General features: G+C 63.8%; 13 protein-coding genes and 1 riboswitch. Of the genes, 10 read left to right on the top strand and 3 right to left on the bottom strand.

What is annotated here, in order from left to right; translation table 11 throughout:
* Positions 1 to 116 precede the first annotated feature (116 nt).
* From AC5XE7_RS18835 to AC5XE7_RS18800, 8 genes are all read left to right on the top strand, one after another.
* Complete coding sequence (locus AC5XE7_RS18835) at positions 117 to 632, top strand: RNA polymerase sigma factor (protein WP_495367171.1); 516 nt, start codon at positions 117 to 119, stop codon at positions 630 to 632.
* Between the two features lie 131 nt (positions 633 to 763).
* The gene (locus tag AC5XE7_RS18830) at positions 764 to 1,777 is read left to right on the top strand and encodes a FecR family protein (protein ID WP_495367172.1); all 1,014 of its coding nucleotides are present in this window, start codon (positions 764 to 766) and stop codon (positions 1,775 to 1,777) included.
* 144 nt (positions 1,778 to 1,921) lie between these two features.
* Entirely contained in the window at positions 1,922 to 5,596 is a 3,675-nt protein-coding gene (locus tag AC5XE7_RS18825; protein WP_495367173.1) for a TonB-dependent receptor domain-containing protein, read from the top strand.
* Positions 5,597 to 5,881: 285 nt separating this feature from the next.
* A riboswitch (cobalamin riboswitch) is annotated at positions 5,882 to 6,085 on the top strand.
* 153 nt (positions 6,086 to 6,238) lie between these two features.
* Positions 6,239 to 7,255: an ABC transporter substrate-binding protein gene (locus tag AC5XE7_RS18820; RefSeq protein WP_495367174.1), complete on the top strand. Its 1,017-nt coding sequence runs from the start codon at positions 6,239 to 6,241 to the stop codon at positions 7,253 to 7,255.
* Positions 7,252 to 8,307 carry a FecCD family ABC transporter permease gene (locus AC5XE7_RS18815; protein WP_495367175.1) on the top strand — a complete coding sequence of 352 codons (1,056 nt, stop codon included), beginning with the start codon at positions 7,252 to 7,254 and terminating at the stop codon, positions 8,305 to 8,307. The genes AC5XE7_RS18820 and AC5XE7_RS18815 overlap by 4 nt, the downstream gene beginning before the upstream one ends.
* Positions 8,304 to 9,068 (top strand): ABC transporter ATP-binding protein, encoded by a 765-nt coding sequence (locus AC5XE7_RS18810; RefSeq protein WP_495367176.1) that lies wholly within the window; start codon positions 8,304 to 8,306, stop codon positions 9,066 to 9,068. The genes AC5XE7_RS18815 and AC5XE7_RS18810 overlap by 4 nt, the downstream gene beginning before the upstream one ends.
* 12 nt (positions 9,069 to 9,080) lie before the next feature.
* Positions 9,081 to 9,518, top strand: a complete 438-nt coding sequence (locus AC5XE7_RS18805; protein ID WP_495367177.1) for a pseudoazurin — start codon at positions 9,081 to 9,083, stop codon at positions 9,516 to 9,518.
* Positions 9,515 to 10,306, top strand: coding sequence for a class I SAM-dependent methyltransferase (locus AC5XE7_RS18800; protein ID WP_495367178.1), 792 nt, complete (start codon positions 9,515 to 9,517; stop codon positions 10,304 to 10,306). The genes AC5XE7_RS18805 and AC5XE7_RS18800 overlap by 4 nt, the downstream gene beginning before the upstream one ends.
* Before the next feature lie 9 nt (positions 10,307 to 10,315).
* Here AC5XE7_RS18800 and AC5XE7_RS18795 read toward each other — a convergent pair whose 3' ends face one another.
* The 3 genes from AC5XE7_RS18795 to AC5XE7_RS18785 all read right to left on the bottom strand — a co-directional run bounded on the left by AC5XE7_RS18795 (position 10,316) and on the right by AC5XE7_RS18785 (position 13,997).
* Complete coding sequence (locus tag AC5XE7_RS18795; RefSeq protein ID WP_495367179.1) at positions 10,316 to 11,317, bottom strand: 4-hydroxyproline epimerase; 1,002 nt, start codon at positions 11,315 to 11,317, stop codon at positions 10,316 to 10,318.
* A 4-nt stretch (positions 11,318 to 11,321) separates the two neighbouring features.
* Positions 11,322 to 12,560 (bottom strand): NAD(P)/FAD-dependent oxidoreductase, encoded by a 1,239-nt coding sequence (locus tag AC5XE7_RS18790; protein ID WP_495367205.1) that lies wholly within the window; start codon positions 12,558 to 12,560, stop codon positions 11,322 to 11,324.
* A 138-nt stretch (positions 12,561 to 12,698) separates the two neighbouring features.
* Entirely contained in the window at positions 12,699 to 13,997 is a 1,299-nt protein-coding gene (locus tag AC5XE7_RS18785; RefSeq protein WP_239801477.1) for an MFS transporter, read from the bottom strand.
* A gap of 212 nt (positions 13,998 to 14,209) precedes the next feature.
* Between AC5XE7_RS18785 and cyoA the strand changes: the two genes are divergently transcribed.
* Both cyoA and cyoB read left to right on the top strand, forming a co-directional pair.
* The gene (gene cyoA / locus AC5XE7_RS18780) at positions 14,210 to 15,370 is read left to right on the top strand and encodes a ubiquinol oxidase subunit II (protein WP_495367206.1); all 1,161 of its coding nucleotides are present in this window, start codon (positions 14,210 to 14,212) and stop codon (positions 15,368 to 15,370) included.
* Between the two features lie 14 nt (positions 15,371 to 15,384).
* The gene (cyoB, locus tag AC5XE7_RS18775) at positions 15,385 to 17,388 is read left to right on the top strand and encodes a cytochrome o ubiquinol oxidase subunit I (RefSeq protein ID WP_287942880.1); all 2,004 of its coding nucleotides are present in this window, start codon (positions 15,385 to 15,387) and stop codon (positions 17,386 to 17,388) included.
* Positions 17,389 to 17,390 lie beyond the last annotated feature (2 nt).

Genomic DNA, 17,390 nt, shown 5'->3' with positions numbered 1-17,390 from the left:
CGCGGGAACGACGGCAGGATGAATATGCGTGTCGATGCACTGATGAAGCCAGAGTGGCAAATCGCTCCGATGGTGGGGCTCCACATTGCGCAGCTTTCCGATCGGAGTGGGCAGCCGTGGCGAGTGGTCTGACGGCAGCGTTTCTCAACAACCGCCGCTCCCTGATGTGGAGCCTGATGCGGATCGTGCGCGATCCGCAGATCGCCGAAGATCTGACGCAGGAAACCTATGTCCGGGCCAGTCAGGCCATGGTGTCGGGACCAGTGGAGCACATCGAGGCGTTTCTCTATCAGACGGCCCGCAATCTGGCGCTTGATCATCAACGCCGCAGCCGGATGCGCGGCGGTGTCGAGCATTTCGGCGCGACAGAGGCCGAGATGGCCAACATCGCGGCCGATCAGCCTACGCAGGAAGCGGTGGTCATCCATCGCGAGCGGCTGAGGGCATTTGAGGATGCCCTTTCGCAACTGCCCGCCCGTGCGCAGCAGGTCTGGCGGCTCAACCGGGTCGAAAAATGGCCCTACCCGAAGATCGCCGCCCACCTCGGAATTTCCCCCAACACAGTTTTCAACGATGTGAAGCTGGCGCTGGCCCATTGCCAGCAGGCGCTCGATCGTCTCGACCGCGGTTGAATCCGATATTAAGAGAACATTTTATCGCGCAGCCTGAGCGGGAGCCCGGAGGTTTTTTGTGAGATTGCAGCCGGTCATTCGTCTCATCTGTATGAGCTTGCGTTTCTGCAACAAGGCAGGTGGACCGCGTGGTGAGTGACAGGGCCGATGACCCGCAGCCAGACCAGACCTTGCAGCATCCCGATCCGGTGACGGATGCGGCGCTTGACTGGTTTGTGCGCCTTCAGGAAGCGCCGGACGACCTTGACCTGCAGGGCCGGCTTGAAGACTGGCTGGACAGCGATTCGCGCCACGCAGCAGCTTTCGCAAAGCTTCAGAACATGTGGGAGCTTCCCGAACTGGGTATCGCCAGCGCCCGCCATGCCAGCCGGCTTGATGCAAGGCGGGAACAAAGGACGCCGCTGGCCCGGGTGCCGGTGCACCGCTCCGGCAGCTGGACGATACGGATTGCTGCCCTCGCGGCCGTAGTCATGGTCGCGGCCGGTATCCGGTATTATCCCGAGATGCTGCTGCGCTGGAATGCGGACCATCTGACGGCCACCGGCGAGCAAAGCGCCTTCGTGTTGCCGGATGGCTCGCGCATTCTGCTCAACACCGCTTCGGCGGTGGCGCTCGATTTCGGGGGACAGAAGCGATCCGTCACTTTGCTGCGCGGAGAAGCCTTCTTCGATGTCGTTTCCGATCCGGCCCGACCGTTCAGGGTTGCGGGTGCTTTCGGCGACGTCGAAGTGAAAGGCACCGCCTTTTCGGTACGCACCGGCGGTGAAGACACGGTCATCCTTGAGCGCGGGCGTGTCGAGGTTGCTCAACGCGCGCATGAGGCACACCATGCCAGCCTGTCGCCCGGCCAGATGGTGGAGGTATCGCCGGCAGGTCTTTCTCCTGTCGCCGGGGTCGACACGGAAAACGAGCTTGCCTGGCGCACCGGATGGATCATCTTTCAGGAAAAGCCGCTCGCAGATGTGCTGACCGATCTCGGCCGCTATTACACCGGCCGCGTGATAACCGTCGACGGCGGCCTTGGCCACATCAGGGTCAGCGGCAACTACAGGCTGGACGACCCTGAAGGCGTCATCCGTTCTCTGGCGGAAGCGGCCGGAGCGAAAGTCACGCGTTTGCCCGGCGGAATCATAATTCTTCGCTGATTACTCAAGTTTTTTTGTGAGATCGGACCAGCTCGTTCGTCAGATGTTCGAGGCGCTCTTCCGCAGAGAAAAATCGCCGCATCTACTCTGACGCAAGGAACTCTCCTCATGGGGCATCGCACTGGTCCGGCACCGCACGCAGCAATGGCTCGCGCCAAAACGGCAGCCGTGGGCAAAGCGCCGGTGCGGCTCCTGCTGGCAAGCACTGTGCTGGTATCCTCGCTGATCCTGCTGCAGGGCGTTTCTTTCGCCCAATCGACCTCGACCACCGCGGCGCAGACGGTGCGATTTTCCATTCCCGCCCAGCCGCTTTCCGGGGCGCTCAGCGCGTTCAGCCGCGCCTCCGGCTGGCAGGTCGGCTACACGTCGGAAATCGTGCGCGGCAAAACCTCGGTGGCAATCTCGGGCGCGATGTCGCCCGCGCAGGCGTTGCAGACCATGCTTGCCGGAACCGGCATCCGGGTGAGCCTTACCGGGCCGGCGACCGCAACGCTTGTGGATCGTGTTTCAGAGGCTTTCGAGCCGCAGCCCTCCGATGGCTCGATGGTTCTTGCCACCATCGACGTCAAGGGCAATGCAGAGGGCTCACCCTACAGCCCCTATGAGACGGCGGCCGCGACCAGCCATATCGAGGGCGAGAACATCGAGCGTTTTCGCGGCTCCAGCCCGGCGGACATGTTCCGTGGCACGGCAGGTGTCATGTCGGGCGAGGCGCGCAACGGCGCCGGTGCCGTCGACGTCAACATTCGCGGCATGCAGGGCATGGGCCGCGTGACGACGACCATCGACGGCGCGGAAAACGCCGTCACCGTCTATCAGGGCTATCAGGGCGTCTCCAACCGGACCTATGTCGATCCAGACTTCATCGCCGGCATCGACGTCACCAAGGGCGCGGACACCGCCTCATGGGGCAATGCCGGGTCTGTCGCCATGCGCACCGTGAACGCCGACGACATCGTCAAGCCGGGCAACACCTGGGGCGTCAGGGTCAAGGGCGAGATCGGCACCAACACGTCGAAGCCCCATGCCGGTGACAAGGCAGGCTATCAGTGGCCCTTTGCACCGTGGGACCCTGCCGGCGAAGTTCCGAAAGCCTCGGAAACCGGGATGGACAAGCCTTCCCTGCTTTCGCCGACACGCGGCGCCGGCAGCGTTATCGGCGCCTACAAGGGCGAGGATTTCGATTTCCTTGCCGGCTATGCGCGCCGCAAGCAGGGCAACTATCACGCAGGCAAGCACGGGCCTTCCGCCAATCCGGTCAACAAGGGCCGGCAGCAATGGTGTCCCAACGGCGTCTGCAATCCCAACGGCACGACCTACTGGGAAAATTACTATGAAAATGACGGGGTCGTGAACTATCGCGCCGGCGAGGAGGTGCTGAACACCCAGCTTGAGACGGAATCCTGGCTGGCCAAGCTGACCGCACGCTTTGCCGATGACCACACCCTCCAGCTCGGCTATACCGGCTATCGCAGCGAAGCCGGCGACCGGCTCGCCTCGCGGCTGATCGGCAAGCACGGACAGTCCGAGCAGCAGGCGCAGACGTCCGGCACCAGCCTCGACACCGTAACCGCGCGCTATCGCTGGAATCCGGAAGATAACGAGCTTTTCGACCTGAAGGGCAATCTCTACTGGACGCATCTGGAACTGCGCAACCCGATCCGCGGCGGTCGCGGCGTAACGCCTGAACAGATCGGCCTGCCTGCCGGGTTCCGGGTCGGTTCCGATTCCGACATGTGGGGTGCCGACCTCTCCAACCTGTCGAAATTCTCGACCGGCTATGGCGATGTCGATCTCAGCTACGGCCTGTCCTATCGCGGCGAGGATACGCGGGGCAGCCGCCACACGGCAGCGCTGGAAGCGTGGAACACCGCGCGTGACGCCATTCGCCATGAGGCCGCAATCTATGCGAAGGCGGCATGGAAGCCGGTCGACTGGGCAACGCTGAACGCCGGGCTCCGCTATTCGCATTTCTGGTCGAAGGATCGCTACGATCCCTATGAGCGCGAGGACATCGAGAGCAGGGTTCTCGGCTTCCGCACCAATGATGGCGGGTTCAGCCCCTCCGTCGGCGTGACGCTGGAGCCCTTCGACGGTTCGCAGTTCTACGTCAACTATTCCAACACGATGCGCGCACCCAGCGTCATCGAATCCGTCTCGGCCTTCAACAGTGTGGTCGCCAACGCCGATGTGAAGCCGGAGCGCTCCAGCAACTGGGAAGTCGGCACCAACCTGACGCGCGACGGTCTGCTGACCGGCGAAGACCGGGGCATGCTCAAGCTCGGCTACTTCAACTGGGATGTGAAGGACTATATCGCACGGTCGGTCCGCAACGGCTCGGGGCCGCTGACCCTGAACATCGAGAACATCGACCGGGCGAAGTTCTCCGGCATCGAGCTTTCCGGCCGCTACGAGATCGGCGGCTTCACGGCCGATCTCTCGGCCAACTATTTCCTCAACGTCGAATATTGCCGCACGGCCGGCACCTGCGAGAACAAGTCGCTCTATGGCGACTATGCGACAAACCATGTGCAGCCCGAATACACCGTCGACCTGACGCTGTCGCAGAAGCTGCTGGAGGACCAGCTCACGGTCGGCGGGCGCATTTCCCATGTCGGGCCGCGCGCCATTGGCCATGGCGACGTGACCGCGCAGGGCGCCAGCGAGTTCATCTCCCTTGTCGACTGGAAGCCTTACACGCTTGTCGATGTCTTCGCCGAATACAAGATCACCGAGGACCTGACCGCCGCGGTGCGCGTGGAGAACCTGTTCGACCGCTTCTATGTCGATCCGCTCGGTCTTGTCACGCAGCCGGGACCGGGACGGACTTTCTATGCGAGCCTGACGGGATCGTTCGGTGGCGAGCAGAGTTTCCAGCCATTCAGCAATCCGCTTGCCGGGCTGGCGGGCGGCCACGGCGCGGCGCGCGGTGGCGAAGCTGCCGCCATCAACTGGAGCGGCCTCTATGCCGGTGTACATGCCGGTGGCGCGTTTGGGCGCACATGGGGCTCCACGACGACGCTCGACGGTTCCGACAGCACCATCGCCGCGCGTGAATCGGCGGACCTCAAGCTCAACGGCGCCATGTTCGGCGTACAGGCCGGCTACAACTGGCAGCTCGACAATGGCGTGGTGCTCGGTCTGGAGGGAGACTGGAGCAAGACCTACAACATCACCGGCTCGAAGAAGGTTCTGTCCACCGACCCCGTGCTGGCGGCCAAGGGGCATGCCGATGCTTATACGAGCTACGACGTCGACTGGATGGCCAGCCTGCGCCCGAAGATCGGCTACGCTTTCAGCAATCGCTTCATGGCCTATGCCACGGGTGGATTGGCGCTCGCGCGCGAAACACAATGGCGCGATCAGTACATTTCCGACCAGGCCGATGAAACCCTCCCCAACGGTACGCAAACGGCCGTTTTCTCCGTCGAGAAGGCCGCCGCCACCCGCGCCGGCTTCACCATTGGTGGCGGCCTCGAATATGCGCTGAACGACAACTGGTCGATCAAGGCCGACTATACCTACAGCCGCTTCGGCAAGAAGGATTTCAGGTTCAGAAATGCCCGCGCGGGCACAGGCAAGGATTATACGACCTCGACAACCACCGTCGTCGGCTATGAAACGGTCGACCCTTCGCAGGACCCCAGCATGGCGTGGTTGTGCGACATGGATCCTAGCTTCTGCACGCCCTATGAAAAGCCCATCTATGAGACGACGACGACCAACCATCCGGGCAGTTCAAGTACCGTGAACGGCCGCAATGCCTCAAACGCCCTCGATTTCCACATGATCAAGGTCGGTCTGAACTACCGGTTCTGAGATCAGCAGATCACGAGACAACACCTGAAGGCTTCACCGCAGCGGGAGGCGCCCAAATCGGGCGTCTCCGTGCCGGACGTGCCACCCGCGGCAAGATCAGCAGGGCGCTCGCACAGGCCGCGAGCATCAGAGCCTCGTTCCCTGCCACAACTGCATCCGGCAGCTCTTTCAGCACCATCATCGGTCAAGGCAGGATCGGGCTTGCAAGCTGTGATTTTACCCCAACAGGGGCCGTGAAAGGCTCTGGGAAGGCGCGACGAATTGCTTGAAAAGCCTGACGCACATGAGATACGAGCAGGTGTCGGTTTCCGCAAGGAACGAAGAGGGAATTCGCCGCAGGCTTCAAAAAGGCCTGTGAAACGAAACTGCCCCCGCAACTGTAGGCGGTAGAGTCCTCTCCCCGAAATGCCACTGGGCCCCGGGCCCGGGAAGGTGGGGAAAGGACGGTGACCCGTCAGTCAGGAGACCTGCCGACAACTGGAACTGAATGTGCCGGGCGGGGTGCCCGGGAGAGGTTGTCGATGAAGCCGTCCCTGCCTGTACGGGCTCTATTGCGTATCCTTCGGGGTGCGCGGCTTTCCATTGTCGTCCCGACCCGAAGCCTTCGGTCCCTGCCGCAAACCGATCGGAGAACTTCGCGTCATGACCTTCCCGCGTCTGGCACTTGCCGCCGCCAGCCTTGCGCTGCTCACCGCCTATGCGTCCGCTGAACCCACCAGATACCCGCTCACGCTGGAAAACTGCGGTGAGACGATCACTTTCGACAAGGCTCCTGCCACGAGCGTAACCGTCGGACAGGCCGCCACCGAGGCGCTCTATGCGCTTGGCCTTGGCGACAAGGTGACCGGCACCTCCGTCTGGTTCACCGACGTTCTGCCGGAGTACAAGACGATCAACGACAAGGTGGAGCGCCTCGCCGACAACGATCCGAGCTTCGAAAGCGTCGTGGCGAAGAAGCCCGGCCTCGTTGCCATCCAGTTCATCTGGCATGTCGGGCCGGAAGGCATCGTCGCCACCCGCGAGCAGTTCCACGAGGTCGGCATCCCGACCTATGTTATGCCTGCCGATTGCGTGGCCAAGGACAACTCGGTCGGCGTCGACGGCACCCGCAGCGCCGCCTTCTCGACCGAAACCATCCATCAGGGCGTGCGCGAACTTGCCGAAATCTTTGACGTGCAGGACAAGGGCGAGGAAGTCGTCGCCGATCTGGTCAAGCGCGAGCAGGATGCGGTCGAGCGCGCAAAAGCGCTCGATCTCAAGGACGTGTCGGCCGTGTTCTGGTTCTCCAGCGCCGACATGAACATCGATCCCTATGTCGCCGGTCGCAAGGGCGGGCCGGCTTACATGCTCGACAAGCTCGGCATCCGCAACATCGTGGAATCGGATGAGGAATGGCCGGTCGTAGGCTGGGAAACCATCGCCAGGGCCAACCCGACGCTGATCGTGATCGCCAAAATGGATCGCCGCCGCTTCCCTGCCGACGACTTCGAGAAGAAGCTCGAATTTCTGAAGAGCGATCCGGTCGCCAGCCAGATGGACGCGGTGAAGAACAACCGCATCGTGGTGATGGATGCCCATGCCATGGACGCCACCATGCGCACGGTTTCCGGCATCGAGGTGCTGGCGGACGCGCTGGTCGAACAGGGCATCGCCAGGTGACCATTGCCACCGCAGGCCGGCATTCCGTAGCGCGCCTGTGGTGGCGCTGGCCTGCGGGGCTCGTCGCCATGGCGGGGACGGTCTTTGCCGGCACCTGCATCGGTGAGACGCCCATTCCGCTCTCCATCGTGGTGCAGACGCTGGCCAACAAGGTTCTGGGTGCTGCCTATCCGCTCGATCCGATCGATATGGGCATCATCTGGAACTATCGCCTGCCGCGCGCGCTGGTGGCCGCATCCTGCGGCGCGGGGCTGGCGCTGTCCGGCCTCGTGCTGCAATCGCTGCTGCGCAATGCGCTGGCCGACCCCTATCTGCTCGGCATCTCCGCCGGTGCCTCGACGGGTGCGGTGACGGTGACGATTGCCGGTATCGGCGGCGGAGCGGTCTCCATGTCGCTCGGCGCCTTCGCCGGCGCGGTCACCGCCTTCCTGCTGGTTGCCCTTCTGGCACGGGCGGCGGGCGGCGGCGTTTCCACGCGCGGCACAGGACAGATCATTCTGGCGGGCATCGCCGGCTCGCAACTCTTCAACGCGTTGACCTCCTTCATCATCACCAAGTCGGCCAATGCCGAGCAGGCGCGCGGCATCATGTTCTGGCTGCTCGGCAATCTGAGCGGCGTGCGCTGGCCGGATGTGACGCTGGCCGTACCCATCGCCCTGACCGGGCTGATTGCCTGCGTCTGGCATGCGCGCGCGCTCGATGCCTTCGCCTTCGGCGCCGACTCCGCAGCCTCGCTGGGTATTGCCGTGCGCAGGGTGCAGGTCGTGCTGATCGGGTTGACCGCGCTGGTCACTGCCGTCATGGTTTCCATCGTCGGCTCCATCGGCTTCGTCGGGCTGGTCATCCCGCATGCGGCGCGTTTCGTGGTCGGCGTACGCCATGGGCGTCTGGTGCCGGCGACGGCGCTGACGGGCGCTGCCTTCCTCATCGCGGCTGACGTGCTTTCGCGCACCATGATCCCCGGTCAGGTGCTGCCGATCGGCGTCATCACGGCTTTGGTCGGCGCGCCGGCCTTCGCCCTGATCCTGCTCAGGGGACGCCGCCGGCCATGATCCTTGAAGCAAGCAATCTCGGCTGGAGCGTGCGCCGTCTCCGGATCGTGCAGGGCGTGGACCTTGCCGTGCGCGAGGGTGAGACGTTTGGACTGGTCGGTCCCAACGGTTCGGGCAAATCGACCCTGCTGCGCCTGCTTGCCGGAATTCTAAAGCCGACAACGGGCAAAGTCGCCGTGGAAGGGCAGCCGCTTTCCGGCCTGCCGCGCCGGCTGGCGGCCCAAAAGATCGCCTATCTCGAACAGCAGGCGGATACCGGCGAGGCGATCACCGTGCGCGATGCGGTGGAGCTTGGCCGCACCCCCTGGCTGACGCCCCTGCAACCCTGGTCGGACGAGGACGACAGCATCGTTGCCGGAGCACTGGCCGACGCCGACCTGCACGGTTTCGAAAAGCGCTTCTGGGCAACCCTTTCCGGTGGCGAGAAGCAGCGCGTGCATCTGGCGCGCGCCCTTGCCCAGCGCCCGCGCATCCTGCTGCTCGACGAGCCCACCAATCATCTCGACGTGCGCCACCAGCTTTCCATGCTGGACCTTGTGGCCGCCCTGCCGGTGACATCGATCATCGCGCTGCACGATCTCAATCAGGCGCTTGCCTGCGACCGCGTCGGCGTCATGGCCGGCGGCCGGCTGGTGGCGGTGGGATCACCACAGGAGGTGCTGAGCGTCGAGCGCATCGCCGAGGTATTCGGCGTGCGCGCCAGCATCGTCGTCGATCCCGCCGACGGCGCCCGCATTTTCCGCCTCGATCACCTCCGCTGAAAGGTATTCCATATGCGCATCGCTTCCGCCCTGATGCTGGCTTCGCTCGTCATCTCCGCACCGGCTTTCGCCGAAATGCACGAGGTGAAGATGCTCAACCGCAACGCATCCGGCCCGATGGTCTATGAGCCGGATTTTCTCCGGATTGCACCCGGCGACACGGTGAAATTCATAAAGACCACCAGCGGCCACAATGCCGCGACGGTCGAGGGCATGGTGCCGGAAGGCCATGAGGGCTTTCTCGGCAAGATCAACGAGGAGATCGAGGTCACGCTGGACGAGAAGGGCTTCTACGGCATCAAATGCTCGCCGCATTACGGCATGGGCATGGTGATGGTCATCCGCGTCGGCGATTCCGATCTGCCGGCCTCGTTCCCGGCCGCCGACGTGCCTGAGCGCGCGAAGAAGCGTTTTGTCGAAATCCTGGAACGCAACGGATACGGAAAATGACCGCGCCGTCGCCCCACGCCGGCAATTTCGACCTGAAGGAAGAAATCCGCTCCTACTGGTCGAAGCGCGCGCAGACCTTCGATCTCGCCTTCGGTCATTTCATCGCGCCGGGACCGGAGGCGCGTGCGTGGCAAAAGCCGATACGCGACACGCTGGGCGAGAAGCCGCTGCGCGTGCTGGAGCTTGCCTGCGGCACGGGCGAGGTGACGCGGCTCATCCATGATCTCGGCCACGACGTCACCGCGCTCGACTTCTCGGAGACGATGCTGGAAGTGGCGCGCGCCAAGCACGAGGGCAAGGAGCGGCTGCGCTTCATTCTCGCCGACGCCGAAAACACCATGGAGCCCGATGCCGCCTATGACGCCATCATCTGCCGCCATCTGGTGTGGACGCTGACCGCGCCGCAGGAAACCTTCCGCGAATGGCTGCGGCTGTTGAAGCCCGGCGGCAGGCTGCTGGTCTATGATGGTGACTGGGCAGCGCCGAGCCCGACCGGGCGCCTGTTCGCATGGCTGGTTTCCCTCATCGACCGCATGCAGGGAGCCGATCCCTACTATGACGGGGCGATGAGCGACAAGCATGAGAAGATCATGCGCGCGATCCCGTTCCGCGAGGGCCTCACCTATGAGCGGCTGGCCCCGATGCTCAAAGACGCGGGGTTCGCGGACATCCGCTACATGTCGCACGACAGCATCGCCAAAGCCCAGCGCGAAACCGCCACGTTGCGCAATCGGCTGCGCACCCGCGTCTACCGGCGTTTCATCCTCAGCGCCATCCGGCCGGCCTGACGGGCCACATCATTTCACCACGAAACCGTGGGCGAAGGGGTCGCGGTCATCGATGAAGATGGTGTTGTAGCCGGTCATGCGCGCCCAGCCGGCGATCGAGGGGATGATGGCGGAGCGGTCCGCCACACGCGTCACCGCCTCGACCCGGCCTTTGAAAAGCGATCCGATGATCGATTCATGAACGAACTCGTCGCCGGCCTTCAGTTGCCCCTTTGCGGCAAGCTGCGCCATGCGCGCCGAGGTGCCGGTGCCGCAGGGCGAACGGTCGATGGCCTTTTCCCCGTAGAAAACGGCATTACGGGCATGCGCGCCCGCCACCGTCGGCTTTCCCGTCCACTGGATATGGGACAGACCGCGAATTTCCGGATGCTCGGGATGCACGAACTCGTATTTTGCATTCAGCGCCGCCCGCAGCTTCGGCGACCAGCCTACCAGTTCACCGGCTGAGTGATCGGCCATGTCGCGGAAATTCTTCTGCGGCTCGACGATGGCGTAGAAATTGCCGCCATAGGCGACATCTACGACGATCTCGCCAAGGCCCTCCACTTCGGCGGTCAGCCCTTCGGCATAGAGGAAACCCGGCACGTTGGTCAGCCGCACTTCTTCCACAAAGCGGCCTTCCTGCCGGTAGGTGATGTCCACCCGGCCGGCAGGCGCGTCGATGGAAAGGCTTCCCGCCGCGCGCGGCGTGATCAGCCCGTTCTCGATGCCCATGGTGATGGTGCCGATGGTGCCATGCCCGCACATGGGCAGACAGCCGGAGGTTTCGATGAACAGCACCGCGACGTCGCAATCGGGACGCGTCGGCGGGTAGAGGATGGAACCCGACATCATGTCGTGGCCGCGTGGCTCGAACATCAGCCCGGTGCGGATCCAGTCGAATTCGCGCAGGAAGTGGGCGCGTTTCTCCAGCATGTTGGCACCTTCCAGACGTGGACCACCACCGGCGACCAGCCGCACGGGATTGCCGCATGTATGTCCGTCGATGCAGGAAAAGGTATGCGTGGCCATGGCTTCAGAACCTCTGCGCGGAGAAGGGGGAAAGGTCGATGGCGGGTGTGCGGCCCTCGACGAGATCGGCAACAAGACGCGCCGTGCCGGCCGACTGGGTCAGGCCCAGATGGCCGTGGCCGAAAGCATAGACGATGCGCTGCGTGGCGCGCGCCGTGTCGATGACCGGCAGGCTGTCGGGCAGGGAGGGGCGGAAGCCCATCCATTCGCTGCCGCCTTGCGGATCGAGTCCGGGCAGGAACGAAACCGCCTTCTTCAGCATGGCGCGGGAACGGCCGAAATTCGGCGGCAGGTCGAGCCCGCCCAGCTCCACCGCGCCGCCGACGCGAATGCCTGTCGAAAGGCGCGTGACGACAAAGCCGTGGCCGCCGAAGGTGATCTGCGTGCGCAGGTCGAAGGCGCCGACCGGAAGCGTGGTGTTGTAGCCGCGCTCGGTTTCCAGCGGAATGCGCTCGCCGACCGTGCGGGCGATACGGTGCGAGAAGGCGCCGGCGGCAACCACCACATGGGCAGCCCGAAAGGTGGTGCCGGCACAAACCACCTCGACGCTGTTTTCCGCGGGGCGCAGGGCCGTTACCCCGGCACGCTCGATCACCCCGCCATCGGCTGCAAAACGTCTGGCCAGTTCCAGGGTATAGACCTTCGGATCGGCGATCGAATACCAGCCGGGCGTGAAGGTGCCATGCGTGAAGCGCAGCGCGAGGCCCGGCTGGATCTGCGCCATCTCCTCCGCGTCCATGTGGCGGAAAGCGATGCCATGGTCGGCGCGCGCCTGCCATCCCGGCAGCGAGGCGCGAAATTCGGCCTCACCCTCATAGACCTGAAGATTGCCGTCATTTCGCAGCATGGAAGATGCGCCGGCACGATGCAGGAACGGCTCCAGCTCTGCCTTCGACAGGTCCATGAGCGCGGTCTGCGCCGCCGTCGACTGCGCCACCCGGCGCGGCGCGCAGGCCCGCCAGAAGCGGAACATCCATGGCGCGATCCGCAGCGCATAGGCAGGCGGCACCGACAGAGGCCCCAGCGGGTCGAGCAGCCATTTCGGCGCCTTGCGCAAAATGCCGGGCGAGGCCAGCGGCAATATGTCGGTGAAGGCGAAGGCGCCTGCATTGCCGGCGGATGCTCCCGCCGCGGGTCCCTCACGATCGACGACCACAACGCGCTTGCCGCGTTGCTGCAAGGCAAGTGCGGCCGACAAACCGACAACACCCGCTCCGATGACAATCACATCCGGGACGATCAGATCTGGCCGGACTGTGTCGGACATTCTTCTCTCATCGGGAACGCTCTGATCCGAAACGAGCGCATCTCCTGCATGGAGACGCGCCCATTCACGATCAGACGTCTGCCCGACGATGTAAAGCGGCTTTGCCTGTGCCAGCTACTCTTTTTTCGCAGCGAAGCGGCTGTTCAGCCAGAGTGCCAGAATGGTGCAGATCGCGCCGGAAAGCAGGTAGGCGCCGGCCGAGATCAACCCGAAATGCGTCGACAGCAGCAGTGCCGCCAGCGGCGCGAAACCCGCACCGAACAACCAGGCGAAATCATTGGTGATGGCCGATCCCGTATAGCGGTAAGCCTTGGCGAAGGAGGATGCCACCGCGCCGGAAGACTGGCCGAAGGACAGGCCGAGCAGGATGAAGCCGAGGATCATGAAGATCGCTTCGCCAACCGGACCGGCATCGAGCAACTGCGGGGCAAAGCCCGAGAAGGCGGCGATGGCGATGGCCGAGCCGAGCAGCAGCGAGCGGCGGCCGACACGGTCGGCCACGATGCCGGAGACCATGATGGCGACAAGACCGAAGACGGCGGCAACGGCCTCGATGATGAGGAAGCGGGCGATGCCCTCGGCGGTGAACAGGAACACCCACGACAGCGGGAACACCGTGACCATGTGGAACAGCGCGAAGCTTGCCAGCGGCGCGAAGGCGCCGACCACGACATTGCGGCCTTCGGCGCGAATCGTCTCGAAGATGCGCGCCGGCTGAAGCTCGCGGTTGTGGAACAGCTCGCGATATTCGGGCGTCGAGACGATGCGCAGGCGCGCGAACAGGGCCACCACGTTGAGCGCGAAGGCGACGAAGAACGGATAGCGCCAGCCCCAGGCGAAGAAGTCCTGCGCGGAAAGATTGCCGACGAAGAAGGCGAACAGCAGGCTGGCCACGATCAGCCCGGCAGGCGCGCCCAGCTGCGGGATCATCGCATACCAGCCACGGCGGCCTTCAGGCGCATTCATGGCGAGCAGCGAGGACAGGCCGTCCCACGTGCCGCCAAGCGCAATGCCCTGACAGATGCGGGCAAGCGCCAGCAGCCAGATCGCGGCGACGCCGATGCTCTCATAGCCGGGCAGGAAGGCGATGGCGACGGTCGCCGTGCCAAGCATGAACAGCGCGATCGTCATCTTCACGCCCTTGCCCCAGCCACGGTCCACTGCCATGAAGATCGCGGTGCCAACCGGGCGCGCGACAAAGGCCAGCGGGAAGATGGCGAAGGACCAGAGCGTCGCCGTCAGCGCATCGAGATGCGGGAACAGAAGCTTCGGGAAGACGATCACCGAAGCGATGGCATAGACGAAGAAGTCAAAAAACTCGGACGTGCGGCCGATGAACACGCCGACGGCGATCTCGCCGGGCGCGACATGCCCATGCCTCGCTTCCGGGCCGAGCGACCCGTCTCCTGTCATTGCTGCCTGCGAATGCGCCATGATCACACGGATTTTCTGTCTCTGGAATAATGGCCGGCAACGGCCTGCCGGGCCTTCGCACGGTGCTTAGCCTCTTCATGCTGCATTGCGGCATTGGGCAAATTGTCCAATGTGCCGCTCCCGCTCAAGGGGTTAGCCGTGCCCCCGAACCGCCCATCGATCGGGCCCATTGATGGATCTTCGCCTTGAAACTGACAAGACTTCTGGCTTTGACCCTGTTGCCGTTCCTGCTGAGCGCCTGCGATCTCGTGGTGCTCAGTCCCGCCGGAGACGTAGCCTGGCAGCAGCGCGACCTCGTCATCATCGCAACAGTGCTGATGCTGCTCATCATCATTCCGGTGATGGTGCTGATTGCCCTGTTTGCCTGGCGCTACCGGGCCGGCAATACGAAAGCGACCTATACGCCCGACTGGGATCACTCCACCCATCTGGAACTGGTGATCTGGGCGGCTCCGCTGCTCATCATCATCTGCCTCGGCGCGGTGACGTGGATGTACACCCATCTGCTCGACCCCTACCGGCCGCTCGACCGCATCGCCCGCGGCCAGCCGGTCGCGGCGGAGGTCGAACCGCTGGAGGTGCAGGTCGCCGCGCTCGACTGGAAGTGGCTCTTCATCTATCCGGAATACGGCATTGCCACCGTCAACGAGATGGCAGCCCCCGTCGATCGCCCGATCCGCTTCCGCCTGACGTCGACCTCGGTGATGAATTCCTTCTACGTGCCGGCGCTGGCGGGCCAGATCTATGCCATGCCCGGCATGGAAACGACGCTGCACGGCGTCATCAACCGTCCGGGCGAATATGACGGCTTCTCTGCCAACTACAGCGGCGACGGCTTCTCCGGCATGCGCTTCACCTTCCACGGTGTCGACCATGAAGGCTTCGACCAGTGGGTCGCCAGGGTAAAAGAGGCAGGCGGCAGCCTCGACCGCTTCGCCTATCTGCAGCTCGCCAGGCCCAGCGAGAACGAAAAGCCCCGCCACTACGCCTCCGTCGACGAACAGCTTTTCCGGCTGATCCGCGACCGCTGCGCAGAGCCCGGCCGCATGTGCATGGACGAGATGATGGCGATCGACGCCGAGGGCGGCCTCGGTCTGGCGGGCCTGCGCCTGCTGCAACCGCTTGAAGAGGGTCGCCCGTCGGCGCTCACCGCGCTGTTCGGACGCCGTTCCGTCGATGTGGCGAGCATCTGCACGCCTGAGGAAGCGGCCGCTTCGGAAGCCGTCTCCTGGTCGGCATCGCTTGTTCCTCAGGTTGATCCCGCACCGCTCGTTGGTGCCGGGCTGCCGCGTCCTGCTCCCATATCTTCCGCCGCGCCGGCCATGTCCGTGCGCCAGCCCTTCGGCATCTGAGCGTTACAGAGCACATGTTCAACAGTACCGACCTTACCAAGCTGATTTTCGGCAGGCTCACATGGGAATCGCTGCCCCTGCATGAGCCGATCCTCGTCGCCACCTTCGCGGTGGTAGCGCTGGGCGGCATAGCGCTGCTGGGCGCCATCACATATTTCCGCCTCTGGGGCTATCTGTGGCGCGAATGGTTCACCACCGTCGACCACAAGCGCATCGGCATCATGTACATGATCCTCGGCATCATCATGCTGCTGCGCGGCTTCGCCGACGCGGTGATGATGCGCCTTCAGCAGGCGATGGCCTTCAACGGCTCGGAAGGCTACCTCAACGCCCACCACTACGACCAGATCTTCACCGCCCACGGCGTGATCATGATCTTCTTCGTGGCCATGCCGCTGGTGACGGGCCTGATGAACTATCTCGTGCCGCTGCAGATCGGCGCGCGCGACGTTTCGTTCCCGTTCCTCAACAATTTCAGCTTCTGGATGACCACCGCTGGCGCGATCCTCTTGATGATGTCGCTGTTCGTCGGCGAGTTCGCGCGCACCGGCTGGCTGGCCTATCCGCCGCTGTCGGGGGCCGAGCACAGCCCCGGCGTCGGCATGGATTATTACCTGTGGTCGTTGCAGGTGGCGGGTGTCGGCACGACGCTGTCCGGCATCAATCTCATCGTCACCATCGTCAAGATGCGCTGTCCCGGCATGACGATGATGAAGATGCCGGTCTTCACCTGGACGTCGCTGTGCACCAACGTGCTGATCGTCGCCACCTTCCCGATCCTGACCGCGACGCTGACGCTGCTGACCCTCGACCGCTATGTGGGAACGAACTTCTTCACCAGCGATCTCGGTGGCAATCCGATGATGTACGTCAACCTCATCTGGATCTGGGGCCACCCCGAGGTCTACATCCTCGTGCTGCCCGCCTTCGGCATCTTCTCCGAGATCGTCTCGACCTTCTCGGGCAAGCGCCTGTTCGGCTATACCTCGATGGTCTACGCCACGGTGTGCATCACCATCCTGTCCTATCTGGTGTGGCTGCATCACTTCTTCACCATGGGGTCGGGCGCGAGCGTCAACTCGTTCTTCGGCATCACCACGATGATCATCTCGATCCCGACCGGCGCCAAGCTCTTCAACTGGCTGTTCACGATGTATCGCGGGCGCATCCGCTTCGAACTGCCGATGATGTGGACGCTCGCCTTCATGTTCGTCTTCGTCATCGGCGGCATGACGGGCGTGCTGCTGGCCGTGCCGCCGGCCGACTTCGTGCTGCACAACTCGCTGTTCCTCGTCGCGCATTTCCACAACACCATCATCGGCGGCGTGGTCTACGGCCTGTTCGCCGGCATGGTGTTCTGGTTCCCGAAGGCGTTCGGATTCAAGCTCGATCCGTTCTGGGGCAAGATTTCGTTCTGGGGCTGGGTGCTGGGCTTCTTCTTCGCCTTCATGCCGCTGTATGTGCTCGGCCTGATGGGCGTGACCCGGCGCCTGCGCGTGTTCGACGACGCCTCGATCCAGATCTGGTTCCAGATCGCGGCTTTCGGCGCCTTCCTCGTGCTGGTCGGCATCGTCGCCTTCATCATCCAGATCGCCGTCAGCATCTGGAAGCGTGAGGAACTGCGCGACACCACCGGCGACCCGTGGGACGGACGCACGCTGGAGTGGGCGACCTCCTCGCCGCCGCCGGACTACAATTTCCCCTTCACGCCGGTCGTCTACGACAACGACGCATGGTGGGACATGAAGAGGCGCGGCTATGTCCGTCCGCTGGAAGGCTTCAAGCCCATCCATATGCCGAACAACACGGGCACGGGCATCATTCTTGCCGCCCTGAGCATCGTCATGTCGTTCGGTCTCATCTGGTACATGTGGTGGCTGGCGGCACTCGGTTTCATGGCCATCATCGCGGTGTCGATCTATCACACGTTCAACTACGACAATGGCTTCACCATTCCCGTCGAGGACGTGACGCGCAGCGAAGATGCGCGCACGAAGCTGATGGCAGGGGAGGCCTGATC

It is taken from the genome of Aquamicrobium sp. YD-1-mutant5, assembly GCF_059509755.1.
The sequence above is the reverse complement of the archived record's forward strand: the minus strand, read 5'-3'. Positions and strand labels throughout refer to the sequence as shown.

Coding starts and splice junctions, on each gene's coding strand:
- AC5XE7_RS18825 (WP_495367173.1), top strand. CDS start 1,922: ATGGCTCGCGCCAAAACGGCAGCCGTGGGCAAAGCGCCGGTGCGGCTC.
- AC5XE7_RS18820 (WP_495367174.1), top strand. CDS start 6,239: ATGACCTTCCCGCGTCTGGCACTTGCCGCCGCCAGCCTTGCGCTGCTC.
- AC5XE7_RS18810 (WP_495367176.1), top strand. CDS start 8,304: ATGATCCTTGAAGCAAGCAATCTCGGCTGGAGCGTGCGCCGTCTCCGG.
- AC5XE7_RS18805 (WP_495367177.1), top strand. CDS start 9,081: ATGCGCATCGCTTCCGCCCTGATGCTGGCTTCGCTCGTCATCTCCGCA.
- AC5XE7_RS18800 (WP_495367178.1), top strand. CDS start 9,515: ATGACCGCGCCGTCGCCCCACGCCGGCAATTTCGACCTGAAGGAAGAA.
- AC5XE7_RS18795 (WP_495367179.1), bottom strand. CDS start 11,317: ATGGCCACGCATACCTTTTCCTGCATCGACGGACATACATGCGGCAAT.
- AC5XE7_RS18785 (WP_239801477.1), bottom strand. CDS start 13,997: ATGACAGGAGACGGGTCGCTCGGCCCGGAAGCGAGGCATGGGCATGTC.
- cyoB (WP_287942880.1), top strand. CDS start 15,385: ATGTTCAACAGTACCGACCTTACCAAGCTGATTTTCGGCAGGCTCACA.